Annotated in this window: 38 protein-coding genes, 1 tRNA gene and 1 pseudogene; 2 read left to right on the forward strand and 38 right to left on the reverse strand. The window is 64.1% G+C overall.

The window, feature by feature from the left end; all coding sequences use genetic code 11:
- Positions 1-4 precede the first annotated feature (4 nt).
- The 35 genes from CH249_RS01870 to CH249_RS02015 all read right to left on the reverse strand — a co-directional run bounded on the left by CH249_RS01870 (position 5) and on the right by CH249_RS02015 (position 16406).
- On the reverse strand, positions 5-631 hold the full coding sequence (locus tag CH249_RS01870; RefSeq protein WP_094682666.1) for a terminase: 627 nt from the start codon (positions 629-631) through the stop codon (positions 5-7).
- Positions 603-1667, reverse strand: coding sequence for a terminase (locus tag CH249_RS01875; RefSeq protein WP_094682667.1), 1065 nt, complete (start codon positions 1665-1667; stop codon positions 603-605). The genes CH249_RS01870 and CH249_RS01875 overlap by 29 nt, the downstream gene beginning before the upstream one ends.
- Positions 1654-2148, reverse strand: coding sequence for a hypothetical protein (locus CH249_RS01880; protein WP_094682668.1), 495 nt, complete (start codon positions 2146-2148; stop codon positions 1654-1656). Before CH249_RS01880 ends, CH249_RS01875 begins: the two co-directional genes overlap by 14 nt.
- A 154-nt stretch (positions 2149-2302) precedes the next feature.
- Complete coding sequence (locus tag CH249_RS27730) at positions 2303-2479, reverse strand: hypothetical protein (protein WP_179273094.1); 177 nt, start codon at positions 2477-2479, stop codon at positions 2303-2305.
- Entirely contained in the window at positions 2476-2667 is a 192-nt protein-coding gene (locus CH249_RS01885) for a hypothetical protein (RefSeq protein WP_094682669.1), read from the reverse strand. The genes CH249_RS27730 and CH249_RS01885 overlap by 4 nt, the downstream gene beginning before the upstream one ends.
- A gap of 297 nt (positions 2668-2964) precedes the next feature.
- Positions 2965-3195 (reverse strand): hypothetical protein, encoded by a 231-nt coding sequence (locus CH249_RS01890; RefSeq protein ID WP_094682670.1) that lies wholly within the window; start codon positions 3193-3195, stop codon positions 2965-2967.
- 14 nt (positions 3196-3209) lie between these two features.
- Entirely contained in the window at positions 3210-3563 is a 354-nt protein-coding gene (locus CH249_RS01895; protein ID WP_094682671.1) for a hypothetical protein, read from the reverse strand.
- A gap of 11 nt (positions 3564-3574) precedes the next feature.
- Positions 3575-3877, reverse strand: a complete 303-nt coding sequence (locus CH249_RS01900; RefSeq protein WP_094682672.1) for a hypothetical protein — start codon at positions 3875-3877, stop codon at positions 3575-3577.
- Positions 3874-4194: a hypothetical protein gene (locus CH249_RS01905; RefSeq protein ID WP_143544351.1), complete on the reverse strand. Its 321-nt coding sequence runs from the start codon at positions 4192-4194 to the stop codon at positions 3874-3876. The genes CH249_RS01900 and CH249_RS01905 overlap by 4 nt, the downstream gene beginning before the upstream one ends.
- Before the next feature lie 208 nt (positions 4195-4402).
- Positions 4403-5260 (reverse strand): hypothetical protein, encoded by an 858-nt coding sequence (locus tag CH249_RS01910; protein WP_143544352.1) that lies wholly within the window; start codon positions 5258-5260, stop codon positions 4403-4405.
- Between the two features lie 274 nt (positions 5261-5534).
- A complete protein-coding gene (locus tag CH249_RS01915) occupies positions 5535-6092 on the reverse strand; it encodes a crossover junction endodeoxyribonuclease RuvC (RefSeq protein WP_179273093.1) in 558 nt (185 codons plus the stop codon).
- On the reverse strand, positions 6089-6229 hold the full coding sequence (locus CH249_RS27735) for a hypothetical protein (protein ID WP_179273092.1): 141 nt from the start codon (positions 6227-6229) through the stop codon (positions 6089-6091). Before CH249_RS27735 ends, CH249_RS01915 begins: the two co-directional genes overlap by 4 nt.
- Positions 6226-6501, reverse strand: coding sequence for a hypothetical protein (locus tag CH249_RS01920; protein WP_094682676.1), 276 nt, complete (start codon positions 6499-6501; stop codon positions 6226-6228). Before CH249_RS01920 ends, CH249_RS27735 begins: the two co-directional genes overlap by 4 nt.
- The gene (locus CH249_RS01925; RefSeq protein WP_094657977.1) at positions 6498-6737 is read right to left on the reverse strand and encodes a hypothetical protein; all 240 of its coding nucleotides are present in this window, start codon (positions 6735-6737) and stop codon (positions 6498-6500) included. Before CH249_RS01925 ends, CH249_RS01920 begins: the two co-directional genes overlap by 4 nt.
- A gap of 393 nt (positions 6738-7130) precedes the next feature.
- Positions 7131-7523 (reverse strand): helix-turn-helix domain-containing protein, encoded by a 393-nt coding sequence (locus CH249_RS01935; RefSeq protein WP_094682678.1) that lies wholly within the window; start codon positions 7521-7523, stop codon positions 7131-7133.
- Positions 7520-8440: a site-specific DNA-methyltransferase gene (locus CH249_RS01940; RefSeq protein ID WP_094682679.1), complete on the reverse strand. Its 921-nt coding sequence runs from the start codon at positions 8438-8440 to the stop codon at positions 7520-7522. The genes CH249_RS01935 and CH249_RS01940 overlap by 4 nt, the downstream gene beginning before the upstream one ends.
- Positions 8440-8856 carry a DUF4326 domain-containing protein gene (locus CH249_RS01945; RefSeq protein ID WP_094682680.1) on the reverse strand — a complete coding sequence of 139 codons (417 nt, stop codon included), beginning with the start codon at positions 8854-8856 and terminating at the stop codon, positions 8440-8442. Before CH249_RS01945 ends, CH249_RS01940 begins: the two co-directional genes overlap by 1 nt.
- Positions 8856-9347 (reverse strand): hypothetical protein, encoded by a 492-nt coding sequence (locus tag CH249_RS01950; RefSeq protein ID WP_256988035.1) that lies wholly within the window; start codon positions 9345-9347, stop codon positions 8856-8858. Before CH249_RS01950 ends, CH249_RS01945 begins: the two co-directional genes overlap by 1 nt.
- Positions 9329-9664 (reverse strand): hypothetical protein, encoded by a 336-nt coding sequence (locus CH249_RS27470; protein WP_143544353.1) that lies wholly within the window; start codon positions 9662-9664, stop codon positions 9329-9331. Before CH249_RS27470 ends, CH249_RS01950 begins: the two co-directional genes overlap by 19 nt.
- Positions 9661-9786, reverse strand: coding sequence for a hypothetical protein (locus CH249_RS28275; RefSeq protein ID WP_256988037.1), 126 nt, complete (start codon positions 9784-9786; stop codon positions 9661-9663). Before CH249_RS28275 ends, CH249_RS27470 begins: the two co-directional genes overlap by 4 nt.
- Entirely contained in the window at positions 9783-10142 is a 360-nt protein-coding gene (locus CH249_RS01960; protein ID WP_094682682.1) for a hypothetical protein, read from the reverse strand. The genes CH249_RS28275 and CH249_RS01960 overlap by 4 nt, the downstream gene beginning before the upstream one ends.
- Entirely contained in the window at positions 10139-10312 is a 174-nt protein-coding gene (locus CH249_RS27740; RefSeq protein ID WP_179273091.1) for a hypothetical protein, read from the reverse strand. Before CH249_RS27740 ends, CH249_RS01960 begins: the two co-directional genes overlap by 4 nt.
- Positions 10309-11067, reverse strand: a complete 759-nt coding sequence (locus CH249_RS01965) for a hypothetical protein (RefSeq protein ID WP_094682683.1) — start codon at positions 11065-11067, stop codon at positions 10309-10311. Before CH249_RS01965 ends, CH249_RS27740 begins: the two co-directional genes overlap by 4 nt.
- A complete protein-coding gene (locus CH249_RS01970) occupies positions 11064-11462 on the reverse strand; it encodes a hypothetical protein (protein ID WP_094682684.1) in 399 nt (132 codons plus the stop codon). The genes CH249_RS01965 and CH249_RS01970 overlap by 4 nt, the downstream gene beginning before the upstream one ends.
- On the reverse strand, positions 11456-11836 hold the full coding sequence (locus CH249_RS01975; RefSeq protein WP_094682685.1) for a hypothetical protein: 381 nt from the start codon (positions 11834-11836) through the stop codon (positions 11456-11458). Before CH249_RS01975 ends, CH249_RS01970 begins: the two co-directional genes overlap by 7 nt.
- Positions 11833-12174, reverse strand: coding sequence for a hypothetical protein (locus CH249_RS01980; protein WP_094682686.1), 342 nt, complete (start codon positions 12172-12174; stop codon positions 11833-11835). Before CH249_RS01980 ends, CH249_RS01975 begins: the two co-directional genes overlap by 4 nt.
- Positions 12171-13376, reverse strand: coding sequence for a hypothetical protein (locus tag CH249_RS01985; protein WP_094682687.1), 1206 nt, complete (start codon positions 13374-13376; stop codon positions 12171-12173). The genes CH249_RS01980 and CH249_RS01985 overlap by 4 nt, the downstream gene beginning before the upstream one ends.
- Positions 13373-14227 carry a PD-(D/E)XK nuclease-like domain-containing protein gene (locus CH249_RS01990; RefSeq protein ID WP_094682688.1) on the reverse strand — a complete coding sequence of 285 codons (855 nt, stop codon included), beginning with the start codon at positions 14225-14227 and terminating at the stop codon, positions 13373-13375. Before CH249_RS01990 ends, CH249_RS01985 begins: the two co-directional genes overlap by 4 nt.
- Positions 14224-14874 (reverse strand): molecular chaperone DnaJ, encoded by a 651-nt coding sequence (locus tag CH249_RS01995; RefSeq protein ID WP_094682689.1) that lies wholly within the window; start codon positions 14872-14874, stop codon positions 14224-14226. Before CH249_RS01995 ends, CH249_RS01990 begins: the two co-directional genes overlap by 4 nt.
- Complete coding sequence (locus CH249_RS02000; RefSeq protein WP_094682690.1) at positions 14871-15257, reverse strand: hypothetical protein; 387 nt, start codon at positions 15255-15257, stop codon at positions 14871-14873. The genes CH249_RS01995 and CH249_RS02000 overlap by 4 nt, the downstream gene beginning before the upstream one ends.
- Complete coding sequence (locus tag CH249_RS27745; protein ID WP_179273090.1) at positions 15254-15391, reverse strand: hypothetical protein; 138 nt, start codon at positions 15389-15391, stop codon at positions 15254-15256. The genes CH249_RS02000 and CH249_RS27745 overlap by 4 nt, the downstream gene beginning before the upstream one ends.
- Positions 15388-15618, reverse strand: coding sequence for a hypothetical protein (locus tag CH249_RS02005; RefSeq protein ID WP_094682691.1), 231 nt, complete (start codon positions 15616-15618; stop codon positions 15388-15390). The genes CH249_RS27745 and CH249_RS02005 overlap by 4 nt, the downstream gene beginning before the upstream one ends.
- Positions 15615-15773, reverse strand: a complete 159-nt coding sequence (locus CH249_RS27750; protein WP_179273089.1) for a hypothetical protein — start codon at positions 15771-15773, stop codon at positions 15615-15617. The genes CH249_RS02005 and CH249_RS27750 overlap by 4 nt, the downstream gene beginning before the upstream one ends.
- Entirely contained in the window at positions 15770-16033 is a 264-nt protein-coding gene (locus CH249_RS02010) for a hypothetical protein (protein WP_143544354.1), read from the reverse strand. Before CH249_RS02010 ends, CH249_RS27750 begins: the two co-directional genes overlap by 4 nt.
- A gap of 178 nt (positions 16034-16211) precedes the next feature.
- Complete coding sequence (locus tag CH249_RS02015) at positions 16212-16406, reverse strand: MerR family DNA-binding transcriptional regulator (protein ID WP_094682693.1); 195 nt, start codon at positions 16404-16406, stop codon at positions 16212-16214.
- A 203-nt stretch (positions 16407-16609) separates the two neighbouring features.
- On the opposite strand from CH249_RS02015, the pseudogene CH249_RS28685 reads away from it, so the two are divergent.
- Positions 16610-16687, forward strand: a pseudogene (locus CH249_RS28685) (helix-turn-helix domain-containing protein); the annotation flags it as partial.
- A gap of 128 nt (positions 16688-16815) precedes the next feature.
- Here CH249_RS28685 and CH249_RS02020 read toward each other — a convergent pair.
- Positions 16816-16889: transfer RNA gene (locus tag CH249_RS02020), tRNA-Lys, on the reverse strand.
- Positions 16890-16981: 92 nt separating this feature from the next.
- Positions 16982-17203, reverse strand: a complete 222-nt coding sequence (locus CH249_RS02025; protein ID WP_057478111.1) for a DUF3618 domain-containing protein — start codon at positions 17201-17203, stop codon at positions 16982-16984.
- A gap of 77 nt (positions 17204-17280) precedes the next feature.
- Between CH249_RS02025 and bcp the strand changes: the two genes are divergently transcribed.
- Entirely contained in the window at positions 17281-17754 is a 474-nt protein-coding gene (gene bcp / locus CH249_RS02030) for a thioredoxin-dependent thiol peroxidase (RefSeq protein WP_032375973.1), read from the forward strand.
- Here bcp and CH249_RS02035 read toward each other — a convergent pair.
- Complete coding sequence (locus CH249_RS02035; protein ID WP_094682694.1) at positions 17743-19122, reverse strand: dipeptidase; 1380 nt, start codon at positions 19120-19122, stop codon at positions 17743-17745. The genes bcp and CH249_RS02035 overlap by 12 nt on opposite strands.
- Positions 19123-19159 lie beyond the last annotated feature (37 nt).

Below are 19159 nucleotides of genomic sequence, written 5' to 3' on the forward strand. Positions count from 1 at the left end.
GCTGTCAGTTGAATCCGTACATGACGTTGGATGTCTTGTTGGCGTTCGCATTCGGCCAACCTGCTGCGCGAGCGTCCGACGCGGCCTCGTGCGCGACGACGGACGCCTGCGCGCAGTCGATCTTCTGATGGTTGGTCGGTTTGCCGAGCACGAACCTGTCACCGGGTTTGGCAACCTTGCGGGCGTTGGCGAAGTGGATCCTGGTGTGCGGGCAGCCGTCGTGTGTGATCCGTCCGGCTTTCAGGTCGGTCTGGAAGCGCACCAGCGCCGCGTGCATGCGCGTGATCTTGTCGTTCGGCCACTCCGACACGACATCCTCGCCGTACTTGAGCGCCCACGCGCCGATCTCGGTGTACCAACCCGACGGGTCGGGGTAGAACCGCGAGACACGCCACGTTCGGAAGATCTCGTCGACCGCGGCTTCGACCTCACCACGCGGGATCTCCCCGCCCCATTCCGCCGGATTCCAGATCGCGGGTCGCCGATCCGGACCGTACCGCGGAGTGAACAGGAACCCGCTGCGCGTCTCCATCCGGATCGCAGTCCAGTCATCGTTCTCCGAACCGTCGAACGCGCCCGCGACCTGCGTACCCTTCGGCGGATTAGGAAGCCAGGGTTGCGGTTTGGGCATAATGCTCGTCCCACAATCCATCTCGCAGCCACACGCCCGACCCGTACGTGTTCCGGTTGCCGAAGAACCGCTCCGCCTGATCCGGATCGGTTTCGTTCAGTTCCGCAGCGTCGGCCTCGATCGAGTCCAGGATCACCCACGGCGAGCCCTCGTAGACGTACTGGAGGATCTTGCGGCGTTCGAGCTTGTTCTTCCAGGACAGGTGCGCTGGCGGCTTGCGGTAGAACTTGAAGATGTCCTCGCGCACCGAGTCAAACGTCTGCTGAGCAGTGGAATTCTGCGAGGTGTCGAAGCAGTTCGTGTACTCGATCGATCGGCCGCCCATACCGGCAGCGTTGCGACGCTGAGTCTGCGCCACGGAGACCATCTTGTTCGACTTGAGGTACAACCCGCTCTCGTCCTGAAGTACCCACGAGACAGGGTTACCGACACGGCCCGACGCGCTCGACGTGACCGCATCTATGCGGTCGAAATCCTCGCCGCCGACGTCTCCCGAAATTCGGATCCAGTTGTCGTGCGGAAACAGCAGATCCGACAGTGGACCCAACCGAATCATCGCCGTCAGCGGCTTCCAGACGTTGCCGACCTGGTCCTGGTTGACCGCGGTGAGCTGAATGACCGGCGACGGGTGCCGGACACCCATCGGCTCGCCCTCGAGGTACGGGTACTCCCAACCGCAGCCACACCCGTGGTCGAGGCAGGCATAGCCGTCGCCCTTGCCCGCCCAACCGCCGAATTCCGACGGGCCCACAGCATGCAGACACGTCATCGAGGCTCCGTGAGGCCCCTTTCCGGTCTTCTGCGGCGCGATAATCTGCGCTCGCCGGTACCTGAACGCCTGATTCAGCAGCAGATCGCCCGTCGACGGCAACTCGGCGTGCGCCCGAATCTCGAAGTACTTCGCCGAGATCCAGAACTGCCAGTCCGACCATACGAACGGATCGCCGCGGCGCATCTTGTCGGGCACTCGACAGTGCTGGCGCACCCATGCCTCGGCCAGATGACCGAGAGTCGGAAAGCCGTCAGGCCCCGCCATCGAGCCCTGCCAGCGAGCGTCGAGGCTGAGGTTGAAGGGGCTGCAGATCAGCGCTGGCCGCGGCAGCCTTCGCGCGCTCGCGCGCCGCGCCCACCTCGTCGGTCGCGATCTTCCAGCCGTTCTGAAGCATCCCCGCCGGAGTGAGGCCGAGCTGATCGGCAAGCCTGTTGACCTGCGTCAAGATCGACGCCGAGCAGTCCGGCTGCTCCGCGCGGACCGACCATCGAACGAACATCGCGATTGTCCGCAGACGCCACAGCTTCTCTTCGGACCAGACTTTGGCCTGAGGCGTCTTCCACACCTCACGCCACACCACCTTCTCGCGATCGGACTGTCCTTCGAGCGGCCACTTCGGTGCTCGACCCTTCCAGCCCGCGGCGGGCAGAAGCAGGTACTTGATGCCGAGACTCTCGGACCTCTCCGAGTTCGGATCGCGGGTCGGACCCGAGTTATTGCGCGCTCCGCCATGGTTGCCGGCCATCTGATTTCGATCTCCTTCAACGGCATCGCGCCGCCTCGGATTCGGTGAGCATCGCGCTCACCGACGTTTCTTGAACCCTCCGCGCAACTCAGCGCCCTCCCCCGCGGTTCATCCCCCCGGCCTCGAAGGGGGTACCCCCCACCCCCTGAGCGCGTCAGAGAGAGCGGATGAGAACGACCCAGCCCTGCCATAGCAGGCGGGCAAACTCGATGCGGGAGTAACGAACTCGGAAGGTCTCTTCGTAGGCCGTCGCGAAGAACAGATCGACACGACCGTCGGCCGCGTCGATGATCAGCTCGGCATCGTCGCTCGTCTGCTCATGCTTGGTCACGGTCGATACCAACCAGTGCGCTGTGCGGGCAGCGAATCGAGCGTGAAGGCCGAGCGATCACCAGTACCGAACAGCATCTCGATCTGCTTGCGCTCGTGGGTGTTGGACCAGTCGGGATAGACGTGCTTACCAAGGAACGGGTTGGGCCACGTGGTCGTAGCCTTCACTGCGTCGAGCTCCTGCCTCATCGTCGCCCCCCTGTTGCTCGGTTGCAGGCCTCGTGCTCGGGCCCTGTCCACTTGGTTCGGTCGTGGTCGTCGTGTCCGAGATCCCATGGTTCGCTCGGGTTGATGAGCTTCGAGCAACGAGAGCAGCGCACGTTCCCGGTTGCGACGCGTGGCTTCCACTGGGCACGCAAGCGGTCATGCTGGACGCCGTATCCACGCTGCTGTTTGGTACCTCTGCCCCGCTCACGTGCTTGCCGGTGGGCGGGGCAGAGACTCTCGGGCTGCATGAGGTGGCAGCCGGGGATGGAGCAGACGCGGTTACGAGCGCGAGGCATCGGGGTAGAACGAATCCATCTGGACGTTCAGCTCGGCGAGGTCGGGATGCTGCGCTACCTCGGCATCGAATCCGTCCTGGTACGCCTCGGCGAACGCTCGCATCGCAGCGCTCGCACGGACAGCGGCAGCAGCGAACCTCAGCTTGGCTGCTTCCATCTCCGCTTGCATGGCCATCGCCCGCAGTCGCAGGTACTCGCGTTCGCTGTTCGACATGACTCGATCATCTCCTACTTCGGTGGTGCAGAGACGATCTGGGGCCCGGTGACGATGTATCCGCACAACAGGCATTCGAGACTGGGGTTGTCATCACCGTCATATCCACAGATCACCCGATCGGTGTGGGGGCACTCGGTGTACTTCGGGAACGCGACCTCGATGCGAGTGGTCACCGTAGCGAGTTCTTCGCGCCCGTATCGATAGGTGACGCCGCTCCTACCCGGCTGCGTCTTGCGCATCTGCACCACTTCGATCCCACCGGGGATGATGGTGACCTGCCTGACGTTGCTACTCAGGTCGAGGCCGAGCTTGGCGAGGAACTCGTCCACGACACTGCGATCGACCTTCTGTGGAATCTCCGCCATGGCCCTGCCTCCTACTTCGGTGGTGCGAACACGGTCTCGGGGTCATGGCCACGCTCGCGTAGGCCTTGCTCCACCAGGGTCAGTGCCGACTCGGGGCTCACCGCGAGCTCCCCGCGGGGCTTCCACTCAGCGCCCATTATCTCGGCGAGTACGGTCTTCGCACCCTCGATGGACTTGGTGACTCGCATCGCCGCGAGCTGGGGGATGAGCTTGCGCTGGAGTTCCTCGAGCTGCTCGGGCGTGGCTTCCTTGCGTGCGGCCGTGATGGTGGCAATGAATGCCACGATCTCGCCTATCTGGCCGGTGGCGCTCACAGCGGTTGCTCGTAGGTGCTGGTGAGCACGGGGCCGATCTGGGTGCGCCGGCCGTTGACTCGGTCGGGTCGCCAGTCGTCGACGTCGCCTGAGCTGGCCTGTGATCCGACGATGAGCAGCAGCGCGTCGAAGGCCTCGTTCGCGCTCTTGCCTGCGGCGTGGAAGGTCTCGATCAGCTCGACCATGGGTGCGGGGTCAATGCCGTTCTGGGGGATGAAGCCCAGTGCCTCGTCATCGGTCACCCACAGGATGCCGATCGACGGGCGGATCACAGGGGTCCAGCGGCCGTGGCCGGCGCGCTCACTCGGGTAGCTCATCGACACCTCTCAGGTAGGGCCCTCGATTGGAGCGCGGCGCAGCGGACGCTTCGTGGTGCGCGTGCTTGCCCGGAGGTGCGTCATGACGGCGGAGCGCAGGTTTGACGCCGAATCGAGGGGGTTCGAGTGGCACGAAAACGGGGCTGCATCCGGAAAATGGGTGCCCTCGTCAGTGCGGGATTTGAGTCCCACTGTACACACGCCCTGGTCAAGAGCGCACACGTTCCGTGCGCGTCGCCAGATCGAGAACATCGCCGAGGCGGTACACGGCAGGGTCGTTGCGGTGAATCCATCGCTGGATGATTCGGCCGTCTCGCATCCACCCGCGCGGCGTCAGCTTTCGCTCGTTGATCCAGCGATACAGGGTGGACTTCGGGACGCGTTTGCCGAGCTCGCGGAGCAAGGACTGTAGTTCGACTGCGGTGTAGTTCATTTCGCGCATCTGGGCGAGGATGTCTCGATCGAGCTTGGCCACGGCGTAGCTCGCTCGGCACCGCGGGCACTGGACCCATTCCTCGCCCTTCTCGGCGTAGAGGTCCGCGTTGCAGCGCCTTTCGCGACCCTGGTCGTATTCGACGTACTGGCAAACACCCTTGTAGCGCAGCTCGGGCAGTTGGTCGATCGCTTTGTTCACTATCGCAATGACGTCGCTCAGGCTGTCGAACATCTCGTCGATCGCCGGGTGCATGCGGAGGTCGTGCGGATGGCACGCGAGCCAGACCGCGAACTCCTCGAAAAGGCGCGTCGGTTGCGTGGACAGTGTCGATTGGTCGTGCCGACGTCCGGTCTTGCAATTCAATGTCATCTGCAGAAGGCCGGGACGCTCGATCGCCGCCAGCAGACTGCCCGACGGCGAAATGCGGGACTCGAAGTCGCGCGACCACGTGGTGATCTCGTTTTCCAGCAGGTCGAACGGCCGCCGGATGGGGACGTTTCCGCTTTTGTCGATCGAGATGGGAAGCGGTGTGTCGGCACTCTTTCCGCCGACGCGGCCGCGGCTCATGCGGTCGAGTCGGGCCTGCGTGATCGTCATGTCCGCGACGAGCCCGGGCACGGACTGGAGCATCCGGACGAGAATCTCGGTGCACTTGGTGCAGATCGGGAGACCGTCGCCGGTTGGCCGGCCGCAGTGAAAGCAGGCGATCGAGCTCATAACTGGTCGTCTTTCGTCGAATCCGCAGCAACGGGATCGGCCGTCAGCGATCCCGTTGACCAGAGCTCGCAATGCCACTGCGACGATCCGTACATCGATCTCATCACCTCCGCCCAAGGCGATGTCGCCTTCGACCGTGCCGCTCGCAAACGGCCCCATCGCCTTGCGCTCCGTTGTGCAACAGTGCTCACCCGTTGACTCCCGTCCAGTCGATCTTCGGTGCGTAGTGGCAGGGCAGCTCGGGTTCGTACCAGCCGAGCTTCTGGGCTCCGATGGTGGCTATGGCGAGTGCGTCGGACTCGTTGTCGTTGTGGATATTCGCGTCCGGCCACAGCTCGCCCATGGCCTTCTCGACGTCCTCTTTCTCGGCCTGACCGTTACCGGTAGCGAAGTACTTGATCGTCGTGACCGAGACCTCGATGACCGGGATTCCGCGGCGCGCAAGGAATCTCGTGACGCTGTACAGCAAGGCGCAGCGTTCCTGATACAGGCCGCTGAACTTCGGCTGTCGGAACGGCATGCCCTCGACCAGCACGAGGCGGATCCGATCGGGCAGAGCCTCGACGATGCGATCGCCCTGGAGGCCGATCCGCATTGCTCGCTGGCTGATGGTTCCGCCGGTGTTCTGGGTGCCGATGGTCTTGAGCTCAGGACGGTTGCGGCCCTCGACGACGCGCGGGTTGCGCAGAATCGCCATGCCGGCCGCGCCCATCGATGGGTCGAGACCGACGATTGCGCCGCTCACGGGGTCACCCACTCGGGGTGGTGAATCCCGCGGTTCTCGATGTCGGCCAGAATTGCGTGGTAGTGCTCGACGACGTCTCCGCCGACCATTGCGGCAGTGAAGCTGGCTGTTGCCCAGCATGTTTCACAGACGCTCATATCGGGTCCACCATCGTCGAGCGAATGGTGCCGTAGCCGTCGACGATGCAGGTGACGTCGGGCTTCGGAGCGTCCTGCATGCGCTGGAGACGCTCGGCGCGGTTCAGGCGGGCGTGGTGCGCCGGAAAGTGCTCCAGCTCATGCCATTCGCCGTCACGGCCTCGCACGCGGCACGGCTGGCCGATGGGTGCCTTGCAGCCTCGGCACGGGATCGTGAGGGCGAGGTCGCGCTGTTCCAGCCACTCGAAACTCCGTTGCTCCATGACGATCACGCCTCCTCGACCACGGGATACTCGACGTACACGTGCCAGACGTACAGGCCGTGGTGCGTCGTAACGGTGCCGAGGTACTCGGCGTATGTCGGTCCGGTGCGGAACGTGATCGGGCTGCCGGTGCCGACGATCCGGAACCGGACTTTCGCCAGCTCCGACTCGTGAGGGAACGCGTTGCGCTCGTACCAGACCTCGAACGCGTTGCCGGACTTCTCGTGGTTTCGATGCTCGGCCACGTGAAGCATTCTGCGGAATCCCGGGAGATGAAATTCGACGGTGTCTTCGAGGGGCAATTCGAGTCGGTGGATAACTCCAGCGGTCAATTTATTCATCGTCAATTCCCCTTCGATTCCGAATTCGAGAGATTTCTTCTGCTGCCTGCCCGACCCCGCGCCGTAGTGAGTTGAGTTCGAAGGCGAGTTCGGTGGGTTGGTGTTGTGGTTGGTGTAGTTGGGTTGGTGTCTTTGGGTTGGTGGGGGATCATGGGTGATCCCCAGACTTGCCGAAATGATCCCCAGACTTTCGCCAGATGATCCCCAGACTCGTTCCAGATGATCCCCAGACTTTTCGTCGGGTGGTCGGTCTGGGGATCATGGGTGATCCGTAGACCGGGGCCTGTGGATAACTCTCTATGGCTCATCGATGATCCCCAGACTTTCGAGGCTGTCGCTCTCTCCGGGCTCCAGCATTTCCAGATCGAACAAATTCGGCGGCACCGTCAATTGATATTCGTCGGCCTGATGCGCCCACCGATTTCCCTGTTTGACTCGCTGAATGAATCCGGTTTCGCGCAGAGTTGCCAGGCCCCTTTTCACCGTCGGCACCGAGACACCCATGACGCGCGCGAGACGGTCCGTACCTGGCCGCACACGCGAGCCGTTCGTGTCCGCGTACGTCGCGAGGGTCAGACCGAGAAACATCGCTCCGGAGGGCATGGAGACACGTCGGATGACTCGCTCCCAGTCGAAGCGATCGATCGGCTGAGCGCCGTCCTCGAGGTCGAAGAGGGGGGATGCGGTCACGAGCTCGGTGCCCCCGATAGATCGAGTCCGCCCTGTGCGAGCCGAGTCGACAGCGACAGATCGAGGTAACTGCGGTTCAGATCGATACCGACGTATCTGCGGCCGTGACGGGCGGCTGCGAGCCCTGTTGTGCCACTGCCTGAGAACGGGTCCAGGACGGTTCCTCCGGGCTTGCATCCGGCCATCACGCAACGCTCGGCCAATGCGACGGGCATCGTCGCGAAGTGCGCGCCAGGGAACGGCTGTGTAGCGATCGACCACACGTCTCCGGGATTGCGGCCCTGGGGGTGAAACTTGCCGTTGCGCTCACCGGAGGGCCCGAAATTGCTCTGAGGTGCGCTCCCGGGCGGTGTCGCCTCGGGCCGTCCCCACGGCTTGGCGATGCTGTTTTCCTTGTTGGTTGCGCCGGACCGAGATCGCCGAGACAGCGGCCGGTCGCCGTCGTACTGCTCGCGTATCGCGTCCAGATCGAAGTGGTAGCTGCGGTTCTTCACGAACAGCATCAGGTGCTCGTGACGGTTGGTCAGGCGGTCGGTGACACTCTCGGGCATGCCGTTCTGCTTCGCCCAGATCGCGTCGTTGCGGAGAATCCAGCCCATGCCCTGGAGCGCAAACGCCAGGCGCGCGGGCATCAGCCGCAGGTTCTTGCTCGGCTCATAGCTGTCACCGAGATTCACCCACATGGTGCCGTCGTCGGCGAGAACGCGATGCAGCTCGTCGAAGATGAACGCGAGACGTCCGATGTAGTGAGTCGGCGTCAGCTCGTTCCCAATCTGCCCGTCGACGCCGTAGTCGCGGAGGCCGAAGTACGGCGGCGAGGTCACGATGCAATCGGCGGATCCGGGTTCGAGCTGCCGGCCCACATCGAGGGCGTCACCATGGTGCAGCGTGACCGTGTCGTCCTGGTAGTAGGGCATCAGTTCACCTCCTGGTTTGCGATGTCGAGCAGCACGTCTGCGTGGCACATCACCTCGGTGCTCGTCATGCCGTTCGGCAGGATTCGCGGGAGCGGGCACCAGCACGCGAGGTCTCGGCCGGCGAGCTTGCGCTGGATCTCGGCGATACTTGGATAGTCACGGCCATACCGTCCGTTGCGCAGATCCCACTCGAAGTACCTGGCGGCGAAATAGCGTGCCGTCTCGACTCCGACGAACGCAGGACCACCCGACCGGTCCATCGGGCTTCCGTGCACGCGAAACCACTTCTGACCGCGCTCGTCGACCTCGGGCGTGATGCAGATCGGGTTACCCCAGATGCTCGGGCGTCCGACGTACACCGCGCCGCGGGGCATCTTCCAGCCCTTGGTTCGCCTGCGCTGAATTCGAGCGGGCATTACGCCACCTCGAACTCGGGCGGCGTCCACAGGCCGAGGGCACCGCTACAGGGGAACGGCTCTTCCAGCGGGCGTGGATTCTCCAGGACCAGGTGCACGATGCGACGACGCTCACGGCCTCCGTGCTCGACGTACGCAGACTCGCCCCACGGCTTGCAGCAGCCGGCCTCGGGGTGGACGTCGACGAGATCGACGACGCCGAGGATCGCGCCGAAGCGGAACGGCCAGCGGACCATTTTGCCGCCGAACATCCATCCCGTTCCTGGCATGGGTGGGTTATGCAGGTGATGCTTAACCACAAACTTTCGGTACTCGGCCGTTACCAACGGTGATTGCTCGCCGCGGTCCGACCAACGCTGGCCGGCGTGAATCGCGAGCGGCCCGCGGTAGTTCCAGTTCTGGGTGCGGTTCTCGATCACCTTGCCGCCGTGCATGATTGCCCATGCCCACGGCTGCTGAACGGTGAGTGCCTTCATCGCTTGGTCTCGCATGCGCGCACCCACTTGCGACCCTCACGCGTCCAGCGGCACCGACTCTTCGAGAACCCGTTCATCGAAACCGTCTTGCCGCAGTGAGCGCAGTGCGCGCCGTTGAGGACGCGTCGCGCGAGAGCCTCGGCGGCTTCGACGGGTCCGGCTTTGTCCTCGACGGTGATGCGAGCTCCGCGGTACTGAGCGTGGGCGTACCAGCCCGCCTCTTCAACAGGCACATTCTCGTGCAGGTGGCCAAGCTCGAATCCGGTTGCACCGGAACGGCCGACGAGGTCGACCGCGGCGCATAGGGCGTCCTCATCCAGGGTGTCATTCATGGTCGTAGTCCTTCCAGGGTGCGGCGCTCGTACGGGCTCACGCGCACTGCGATCGCAATCCCGATGAGGCCTAGCGCGATGACGGCCGACGTCGCGAGGTAGAAGATTGCTGCGGCGCTCATTTGTCGTGCCCCGCTTCCTTGGTCAGTCGTTCGACGTCGGCCGTGACATAGCTGTGGTCCCCGCCTTCCCCGGGGTAACCGGGTGGGCATGGATAGTCCTTACGCTCGCCGTATCTCAGATTGCAGTCCAGGCAGCGCAGGTCCGAGAGCTCGCAGAATGCGTTCCACCGGACTTGCCGCGTCTCCTCGGCGCGGAATTCGCCCAGTGCGTCCGCGTCGGCTTTCGACACGATGACCCAGCCGAGCTCGTCGAGATCCCGGATGACTTCCTCGACGGCGTCGTGGGCGGTCGGGACTCCCACCGCCGCCTGCCAGTCCCAACCGAGCGCCTCGGCGAGCGCCTCGTTTGCTGTCACGTGATGTCCCCCTTGTGAATCCCGCGCGCCTCGACCGCGGCGTCGAATGCGCCGAGGCAGGCTGCGAGGTAGTTGGCGAGGATGTAATCCGGCGTGTTCGAGTGCTTCTCGCGCGAGTGGCGATTGATCACCTCGGCGAGCTCGGTCCGGAATTCGCGTTCGGTGCTCACCGCAGGCCTGCGATCAGCGTGCCGAGACGCTCAACGTAGGTGTAGGGCTGCCCCGGCATCCGATCGACGTGGTAGCTCGTGTGCCGCTTGTCGCGGGTGTAGCCGAGCGACCACTGGTAGGCACCGAGCCAGTCGATCGAGTGATCCCAGAACCGGAGTCGGCCCATCAGCGCCTTGCGCGTGAGATCTCGTATCCACGCGTCCGGATCGACGAGCGACCAGAACTCGATGTACTTCGCGAGCTCGGCGAGGCCGTTGCCGATCGGGAGATCGGAGATCGGGTCACCGGGTGCTGAGAGCTGCCAGAGCTGGAAGTTTCCCAGGATCAGCCGGCCACCCATGATTCCCTGTGTGCCGCGGTTCTCGAAGCCGACGATCTGGTCCTTGTGCCTCGACGGGTCGGAGAGCAGGCCGACGGCCTTGATCCACAGGTTCCCGTGCAGGCCCTTGCCGATCTCGGATGCAACGTTGCCGGCCACCTGAGCGCCGCCGCTGTAGCCGACGATGACCGCCCCCGGGTAGGCACGAATGAGCTCGAGCAACGCCGTCTCGGCCGCGTGCACGCTCGCTCCGAAGCTCTGGCCGTTCCACACCGGGATCGCGCCGAACTGTGCGGACCATTCGAGCTCGACGACCAGGAACCTCTTCGGATCGAGGTTCCTGGTCGCCAGCCACAGGGTGTTCTTGCCGTACGGCTCACCGATACCCCGGCACAGGATGACGACGATTCTGCCGTCGGCCTTGGGGTAGTTCACTCGTCGTCACCACCGGAAAACTGCGGGCCCGCGGCCTTGGCCTTGATCGGGGTGACGTTCTCGCTCTCAGGCTCGCCCTTCTCGTCCGGATCGACGTCGGGCACCTTGCCGTCGTCGTCGAGCATCGAGCCTTGGCCGTCGTCTTCCTCTTTGACGGCCTCGCTCACGCCCTCGACCACTTTCAGGATCTTGCAGTTCGCGGCCCTGCGGACACCGGACTCGGCCATGTCGACGGCGTTGAAGCTCTTCACGCGCACCTTGACCGTGAAGTACCGAATGTCGCCGATGTTCTCCTCGCCGAGAGCCTCGAAGGCCTCCTCCGACATACCGCCGAAACTCACCCGGGCGGTATCGATGAGCGGGCGGGGGTTGCTGACTGTCTTCTTTTTCACCATCGGTTCTTCTCCATCCATTCGAGTGCGGCTTCGGCCAGGATCGGCCAATGAGGGGTAACGGTGATCCGCATGTACGTCGCCTCGAGATGCTCCGCGAGCTGCTCGATCAAATGGGCACGGGCGGCAGCCGGATCCGGCACCGGCGTAAATGGCACGGGCCCGTTGTCGAACGTCGTATCCGTCGACAGATTGGCCTCGACGTCGCGACCGTCGAGCAGGACGCCGACGGCGTGCGTGGCGATCTCCACGAGCGCGTCCAGCCGTCCGTCGATGGCGCGCAGAGCTTGAACGGATGCGGCCTGGCCGTGGGCGAGCGACGAGCTGATGTCGGTGTTGTTCAATGCGTCGAGCGAGGCCTCGAGGTGATCGGTCACGGCTCGACCACCGTTCCACCGGCGGGCTCGATCACGTTCTCGACGAACCACTGATCGGACACGAGCTCACGTCGGAGCTCGGAGATCCACGGCCGCGAGACAAAGCGCACGTTGTACTCGACCGGGTCGCCGACGTGCCGCATGTTGATCAAGCGCCACTGCAGCTCTTCGGTCGAGAGGATCGTGAAGAACGAGATAGCGGCCTCGTTGTGCTCGACCAGTTTGACCAGCGGGTGATCGCCCGAGAGTTCGAAGGCTCCGGCTTTGGTCTGAAACTCGGCTACCGCGTACCCGACCGGGTTGTGTCGGGAGTCCCACGCCCGAATGACGGCGGTCACTGCTGCGCTTCCTTGGCCTGCTCGCCCGCGAGGTAGTCGATCGCTTCCTTCGCCTGCTTGCTCGTCATCTGCTTGGGGTTGATGTACGCCGTCGTGAACGTCGAGTTGATCCACTCGAGTTTCTCGGCCGAGGTGCCGAGCTTCTCGATGTCGAGCAGCTCGCCGAGCCTTTTCAGTTGCGCGTCCGTCGCGGCATCCTTGGGCACCGAATACGACGGCTTGGCCTGCGGTTGTTCCGGTTCTGCGCTCCGATCCGAGGCGGGTTCGGCCGGAGTGTCGTCCATTTTCTCGGCGGGCTTGGCCTGGGCTTTTGCGCTAGTTGCACGCTTTTTCGGCGCTTCCTTCGGCGGCTCGGGTGTCTCGGTTTCCGGCACCGTTTTCGGCTCGTCCGCTTTTCGGTCGGTAACCGGTTCGGGCTCAATAGACTTCTCCGGAGCAGGAGCGGAGACGCCGAGGCGGTCCTGCCAGCCGACGTTCTTCGGCTCGGGTCGATCGACTGTCGACGTCGCCTGGATCGGTTCGGGCTCGGATTGCAGATCTTCGGCCGAGTGCGCCAGACCGAGCAGCACTTCGGGTGCGATCCTTCGGCACACCTCGGACGCGGCCTTCGCGTAGAGCATCGCCTGGGGGTCGGTGACGTACTTCATGTTGCCGACGATCGACACTGTCGACTTGCCGTTGTAGGTCTTCGTGACGGTCACCCAGTCGTCCTTGATGTCTGGGCGACGTTGCGAATCCTCGGTGGAGGGGGTGGGCACGTAGCCGGCCTTCTTCGCGCGCTCGATCGTCCACGTCGACGTCGTCTCGTGCTCGTCACCCCGCGCACGACCCGACACCGTCACCGATTCGTCCGTCGACTCGACGGTCCACACCGAGTAGCCGCGCGCCTTCACGAGCGCAACCATGGTGCGCGCGTATATCGCCGGGGTGCCGTGCACGACGAAGATGTTCTGCAGCGCCTGGATCGGGTTGAGCCCGATCTCCATTCCGTAGAGGATTGCGGCAGTGCCGTTCTCGGCATTGTTCTTGTACATCCTCGGGACGAGATCGGTGTTGCACATCTTCCTCGCGAGGTCGAGGGCGAGGCTCATGGCGTCGGCGTGCTGCTGGAGCTGCTCCATGACGCGGTTCGGTGCCGACTGCTGGTCGAAGATCTGAACGCCGCCGGGTGCCTCGTAGGGTGCAATGTCGTTGGTGGTCACAGGACGCCTTCCGTTGCGTATTTGCTTGCAGCCCAACGCGGCAAGCTGATCTGGTGAATGTCGATCGGGTAAGCCGGCCACTGACCGGATGCCGTGCACTCGGCATAGGTGCGGATACCGCGACGAGCGAGCTCACGGCCGACGGTGCGAGCTTCGGGATCGAGCTCGAAGACGTTGACCGGGTAGGGCGCGGTCTTCGACTGGACGACGAACAGGAATCCGGGATCGTCCGAGATCTCCAGTGCGCGAACGGCGTCGGTGTACCAGGCGTCCTGGACGTGATAGCCGTAGTCGTCGACGGACTTCGCGAAGTGGTGCGGCGATGCGGACACCGCCGTCTTGTAGTCGACGACGTGCGTGCGCCGGCCGAGCTCGGTGAGCCAATCCGGGCGGGTGCGCAGGCTCACGCCCGTCTCGGGGTCGACGTGATACAGCGAGACCTCGGCTCGGCCGTCCTCGAACAGAGTGCGGGCGATCGGGTGCCGCAGGATCGCCTCGGCCATTGCACGAACCGCGTCGTACTCGGAGGGCTTGAGCGGGATCTTGCCCTCGTCGCGCACCGCCTGCACTTCGGCTTTGATCGCGTTGGTGCGCCACTCCTCGGCGTCGATGCGCACGAACTGCGCACCTTCACCGAGAGCGAGCGTGTGTGCGGCGTGGCCGACGTCGAAGTGTTTCTTCGGCGGGGCCTGATGCTCGCGGTCGTACTGGAACTGCGCAGGCGTCGACGGCGGGAGCAACTTGCGAGCTCCGGACGACGAGAGGGTGAGCCGATCGGAGTGGTACTCGACGTCACTGACGCCGTAGTAAACGCCTGGCGCGCTGACGATCTCGGATGTGAAGTCCTTCATCGGAGCCTCCCGACTGAATCGAGAACTGCGGCAGCAGCTTCGACCTTGTTCCAGAACAATCGATCGCCACCGTGTCGGTCAGGGTGCGCATTCCGCCTCGCGCGGCGGTAAACCTGAGCAAGCGTTCCGAGCTCAAGACCCGAGTGGTTGTCACCGGCGATTGTTCTCAGAACCTCCTCGGCCGCTTCGGGGCTGATCAGCGGCGTCGTGGTGGTGGTGGATTCGATCGCCTTCCACCCGACGTACTGCTCGGCGTTCTGGGTGACGCCGTGTCGGTCGATCGCTCGCAGGTCTTCGAGCGAGAGTGCGATCGCGCGGAGGTTGTCCTGCCATAGGTCGTACTTGTCGCACGGAAACGACAGCGGACCCTTGATCGAGTCGGTGATCGCGAGGATGACTCCGGGGTGTTCGGGTCGTGCGTTCGCCCTCGGCATTCCATCCTGGCGAAAGTCCTGCTCGCGCATGGCAATCTGGAGGACAGCCGGTGCGTTGCGCGCCCCTTTGCCGAGCTTGGACAGCTCGCGGTCGAGCAGCGAGAGCGTCGAGCTCCACGTGGCCGAGAACTTCGATCGCTCACGGACGGCGGTCGGCTTGCCGGGCCACGTGACGATCGGGCGCAGGGTGAGGTTGGTGGGATACTCGGTCATGACGCCACCGACTGACTGGCTTCGGCTGCGCACCAGATCTGCACGCGGGTGCCGCCCTGAAACCGAGCCCGGGTGCCCATCGATCGGATTCGACCTTCACGCGCGGCCCGTCTCAAGACATTGCCGAGCGGTCCGGGCTCGAACTCCGCGAGATCGGATGCGACGAACGGCCGGCCGGAATCGATCAGTCGATCGAGCGCGGCGCGCATCTCGACTTCGGGCTTCTCCGGAATGTAGATGCCGGTGCGCAGGCACCGACGCAGCAGCGACTCGCGTTGGACACCGAGCATCTGAGCGATCCGGTCGTGAGACATTCCACGCCCGCGCATCTCGGTGTACTCCTCGCGGAACGCATCCGGTCCGCAGATCTTCGACGCCGTCATGACGCTGCCCACAGGACGAAACCCATCATCGCGACGGTGACGAGCAGAATGATCACGCACCAGACGTCGAGCGTGGACTTCGGGTTCGGTGCGTCGACGATGCGGCCGTGGTCGACCTGGATGTATTCGCTCACCAGTCCGCCTCCTGCTCCGATGCAACCAACGAGTCGAGCTCGTCGGCGATAGCCGCGTACTGCTCGGCCTTCTCGCGGGCGTACGCGGCCGAGTTCGGGAGACCGCGCAGTGTGAGGTTCACCCAGGTGCCCGCGCCGAGCTGCTCGTCGAGCTCCTTCCGGTCGGCGCGGATCATGACGTTGCCCGACAGGCGGGTCTTGGTCAGGACGATCTTCTGGGCGCTCACGGAGTCACCTCCCGGCACTTCGAGCAGGTGAGGGCGACGGACGGGGCCGGCGGGTGCACGTGCGCGACGACCTTGCCGCAGACGGAGCAGGCGAGTGGGATCTTCTCGGCCGCCTCGGTGAAGGCCCGGACGAAACTCTCGACAAGTGCGCTCATCTGTTGCACCCATCGATCTCGTGCAGCTTCTCCAGCGAATCGGCCAAGTCGCGCAATGCTTTCGCTGCCAGGTTGAAGCACACGGGTCGCGACTTCGGGACCGTCATGGCCTGCATGTAGGCGTCGTCGGGGTTGTCGGGGTTCACGCCGATCCCGACGTGGAGGTGCGCGTAGTCGAACAGATCGCCGACCTTCGCTGCCAGCTCGGGCGTCATCTCGACGTCGGTAGCAAGGATCGGGTTCTCGCTGGGCTCGCTCATCACAACCACCCCGCGCTCTGGGATGCGGCGAGCAGGACGCCGAGCAGGGCGGCGGCGAAAATTACTCGCGGTCGGATGTATCGGAAGGCCGTAGAATGTGGGTCTGACATCTTCACTCCAATTCAGTGGGTGTCGCAGGGCCCGTCGAGCACGCACTCGGCGGGCCTTTCTCGTGGGGTCAGGCGGACTGCGAGGGAGTTACCAGCGCTTCGACGTCAGAACGTCTGAATCTGCGCTGGCCACCGGGAGAGCGGATGGCCGAGATGGCACCGCGGGCCTCCCAGTTACGAAGGGTTTTCACCGAGACGCCGAGGATGACGGCAGCCTCACCGATCGCAATAACCTCGTCTGGGTACGTATGGCTATCGGTCATATGGCCGAGAGTAGCCATAGCTACACAAACATGGCAAGCACTAACCCGTGATTGCTACCACTACCTACCCATAGCTCTTGCTGTCTCCGGTAGTTATGGGTAGCTTCTTCCACATGACAATCTCTGTTGATGATCGGGCGTCCGAGAACCCCGAATTCGACTTCGCCGACTGCCTGCGCAAGGTTCGTCGGTCGGTTGCCCAGATGACTCAGGCCGAGATGGCTGCAGAGCTGGGTGTCACCCGCGCTCGTTACGAGGCGTGGGAATCAGGCAGGAACACTCCCGACAACATCGTCGCCGTCGCGAAGCGGATCGAGATGCGCTGGCGCGGACGAGTGACCGCTGCCTGGATGCTGGGTGTGCATACAGAAAACCCCCGTCCGGATCATGATCCGAACGGGGGTCTCAGTGCGCCATCAGGGATTCGAACCCCGGACCCGCTGATTAAGAGTCAGCTGCTCTAACCAACTGAGCTAATGGCGCCGATCCGCACCGCGTGTTCTCTGCGGTGCGGGAGAAACATTAACAGCAGATACCGCCAGATGTGAAATCGGCTGGTCGGAGCGCCTGCTGACTCAGTTGAAGATCCGGCGAACCACGAGAACTGCCACCACTGCGCCGACTCCGAGGAGAGTGAACTTCACTGCCGGCTCGTTGATCTTGGCCACCACGGACTGCTTGGTATTGGCGACGATGTTCTTTGGGCTGGCACGGACGCTCAGCTCGTCCAGGGTGCTGGCGAGCTGATTGCGAGCGGCCTCGATCTCGCGCTCGATCCGGTCGGTGTCCTTGGCCACGTGTCCTCCAACTTGTTGCAAATAGTCTCTGTCGCAGTCGAGCCTAGAGCACGACGACATTTCGATACTCTCGTGCGGTGACCGAATACAGCAAGCTCGAGCCGGGCGACACCGCTCCGGCGTTCACCCTGCCCGATGCCGACGGCAACGACGTCTCTCTCGCCGACTATGCAGGCAAGAAGGTGATCGTGTACTTCTACCCCGCCGCGAGCACCCCCGGCTGCACCAAGCAGGCCTGCGACTTCCGGGACAGCCTTGCCGAGCTCAACGGAGAAGGCCTGGAAGTCATCGGCATCTCCCCCGACAAGCCAGCCAAGCTCGCCAAGTTCCGCGACAAGGAAGAGCTGACGTTCCCCCTGCTCTCCGACGAGGAGAAGACGACGTTGCAGGCGTGGGGCGCATTCGGGGAGAAGAAGAACTACGGCAAGGTCTACGAGGGCGTCATTCGCTCCACGTTCCTCGTCGACGAGGCAGGCAAGATCGAGGTGGCGCAGTACAACGTCCGGGCCACCGGCCACGTCGCCAAGCTTCGCCGCGATCTAGCTGTCTGAGTCCTCACTGCCGGACCCGGCCAGTCGCTGCAGGAACAACGCCTCGGCGACGGCCATCTTCTCGATTTCCGACGGATCCACGCTCTCGTTGGGAGCGTGGATCCGACACCGAGGTTCCTCGACGCCCATCAGCACGATCTCGGCGTCCGGCAACACCTGAGCCAGCGCGTTGCACAGCGGAATCGACCCACCTTGGCCGGCCGTCCCCATGGGATGCCCGAATGCCTCCTCCAACGCCTCGGACAGCGCCGCATATCCCGGCCCGTCGGTCCCGGCTCGAAACGGCGATCCGATCGCTTCACGCTCGACGGTGACGCGCGCATTCCACGGCGTACGCGCCTCCAGATGAGCCACCAGGGCATCCTGAGCCCGCTGCGGATCCGTTCCAGGCGGTACCCGCAGATTGAGCCGTGCCGACGCACGAGGCGAGATCGCAGCAGCAGACCCCACCACCGGTGGACAGTCGATCCCCAGAATCGTCAGAGCGGGCCGCGCCCACACCGCCTCCGCTACCGAGCCCGAGCCGGCCAGCCCGACGCCGTCGAGTACCCCGGCATCGGCACGGAACTGCTCGGCGTCGTACTGGACCCCGTCCCAGGTCTGCGTTCCGTCCAGACCGTCGACCACGGTGTCGCCCTGCTCGTTCCGCAACGTGGAGAGCACCTGCACCAAGGCTGCGAGCGCATCGGGAGCGGGACCGCCGTACATTCCGGAATGCACTTCTCCTGCAAGCGTTTCCACGTGCACTACTACATTCGCGATACCGCGAAGCGTGGTCGTCACCGTCGGCGATCCCACCTTCGTGTTCCCGGTATCGCCGATGACGACCATGTCTGCGACGAACAGTTCGGGTCGCTGCTCCACGAGCGCTTCCAACCCGCCCGTGCCCATCTCTTCCGAACCCTCGCAGATGATGCGCACGCCGACGTCGAGTGACTCCCCCAGTGCCCGTAGCGCCAGCAGATGCATGATCACGTTGCCCTTGCAGTCCGCCGAACCCCGCCCGTACCAACGGCCGTCCCGTTCGGTCAGCTCGAAAGGTTCACTGTTCCACAGTGTTCGGTCACCCGGAGGTTGAACGTCGTAGTGCGAGTACAGCAGAACGGTCGGCGCTCCCGCGCGAGCCGGCCGCGAACCGACGACCGCCAGTGAGCCGTCGACCGTCTCGATCAGTTGGACGTCGGGAATTCCCGCGTCGACGAATGCCCGTTGCACCCACTGCGCCGCACCGGTGCATTCCTCGACCGGAAACTGCCGAGGATCGTGCACCGAGGCGAACCGGACCAACTCTGCCAGCTCCGATTTCGCTCGGGGCATCTGCGATGCGATTGCAGATCGAACGTCGACGGGTCGCGAATCGGCGGGCATGAATCCTCCAAACGAGAAAATGACAGACGGGCCGTAG

It is taken from the genome of Rhodococcus sp. 05-2255-3B1 (genome assembly GCF_002258545.1).
In the GTDB taxonomy this organism is placed as follows: Bacteria; Actinomycetota; Actinomycetes; order Mycobacteriales; family Mycobacteriaceae; genus Rhodococcoides.

Bases quoted from the DNA above. Each gene is read 5' to 3' on its own strand.
- CH249_RS01870 (WP_094682666.1), bottom strand. From the start codon at position 631: ATGCCCAAACCGCAACCCTGGCTTCCTAATCCGCCGAAGGGTACGCAG.
- CH249_RS01875 (WP_094682667.1), bottom strand. From the start codon at position 1,667: ATGGCGGGGCCTGACGGCTTTCCGACTCTCGGTCATCTGGCCGAGGCA.
- CH249_RS01880 (WP_094682668.1), bottom strand. From the start codon at position 2,148: ATGGCCGGCAACCATGGCGGAGCGCGCAATAACTCGGGTCCGACCCGC.
- CH249_RS01885 (WP_094682669.1), bottom strand. From the start codon at position 2,667: ATGAGGCAGGAGCTCGACGCAGTGAAGGCTACGACCACGTGGCCCAAC.
- CH249_RS01890 (WP_094682670.1), bottom strand. From the start codon at position 3,195: ATGTCGAACAGCGAACGCGAGTACCTGCGACTGCGGGCGATGGCCATG.
- CH249_RS01895 (WP_094682671.1), bottom strand. From the start codon at position 3,563: ATGGCGGAGATTCCACAGAAGGTCGATCGCAGTGTCGTGGACGAGTTC.
- CH249_RS01905 (WP_143544351.1), bottom strand. From the start codon at position 4,194: ATGAGCTACCCGAGTGAGCGCGCCGGCCACGGCCGCTGGACCCCTGTG.
- CH249_RS01910 (WP_143544352.1), bottom strand. From the start codon at position 5,260: ATGCTCCAGTCCGTGCCCGGGCTCGTCGCGGACATGACGATCACGCAG.
- CH249_RS27735 (WP_179273092.1), bottom strand. From the start codon at position 6,229: ATGAGCGTCTGTGAAACATGCTGGGCAACAGCCAGCTTCACTGCCGCA.
- CH249_RS01940 (WP_094682679.1), bottom strand. From the start codon at position 8,440: ATGCCCTACTACCAGGACGACACGGTCACGCTGCACCATGGTGACGCC.
- CH249_RS01945 (WP_094682680.1), bottom strand. From the start codon at position 8,856: ATGCCCGCTCGAATTCAGCGCAGGCGAACCAAGGGCTGGAAGATGCCC.
- CH249_RS01950 (WP_256988035.1), bottom strand. From the start codon at position 9,347: ATGCGAGACCAAGCGATGAAGGCACTCACCGTTCAGCAGCCGTGGGCA.
- CH249_RS27470 (WP_143544353.1), bottom strand. From the start codon at position 9,664: ATGAATGACACCCTGGATGAGGACGCCCTATGCGCCGCGGTCGACCTC.
- CH249_RS28275 (WP_256988037.1), bottom strand. From the start codon at position 9,786: ATGAGCGCCGCAGCAATCTTCTACCTCGCGACGTCGGCCGTCATCGCG.
- CH249_RS01970 (WP_094682684.1), bottom strand. From the start codon at position 11,462: ATGGTGAAAAAGAAGACAGTCAGCAACCCCCGCCCGCTCATCGATACC.
- CH249_RS01990 (WP_094682688.1), bottom strand. From the start codon at position 14,227: ATGAAGGACTTCACATCCGAGATCGTCAGCGCGCCAGGCGTTTACTAC.
- CH249_RS01995 (WP_094682689.1), bottom strand. From the start codon at position 14,874: ATGACCGAGTATCCCACCAACCTCACCCTGCGCCCGATCGTCACGTGG.
- CH249_RS02000 (WP_094682690.1), bottom strand. From the start codon at position 15,257: ATGACGGCGTCGAAGATCTGCGGACCGGATGCGTTCCGCGAGGAGTAC.
- CH249_RS27750 (WP_179273089.1), bottom strand. From the start codon at position 15,773: ATGAGCGCACTTGTCGAGAGTTTCGTCCGGGCCTTCACCGAGGCGGCC.
- CH249_RS02010 (WP_143544354.1), bottom strand. From the start codon at position 16,033: ATGAGCGAGCCCAGCGAGAACCCGATCCTTGCTACCGACGTCGAGATG.
- CH249_RS02015 (WP_094682693.1), bottom strand. From the start codon at position 16,406: ATGACCGATAGCCATACGTACCCAGACGAGGTTATTGCGATCGGTGAG.
- CH249_RS02035 (WP_094682694.1), bottom strand. From the start codon at position 19,122: ATGCCCGCCGATTCGCGACCCGTCGACGTTCGATCTGCAATCGCATCG.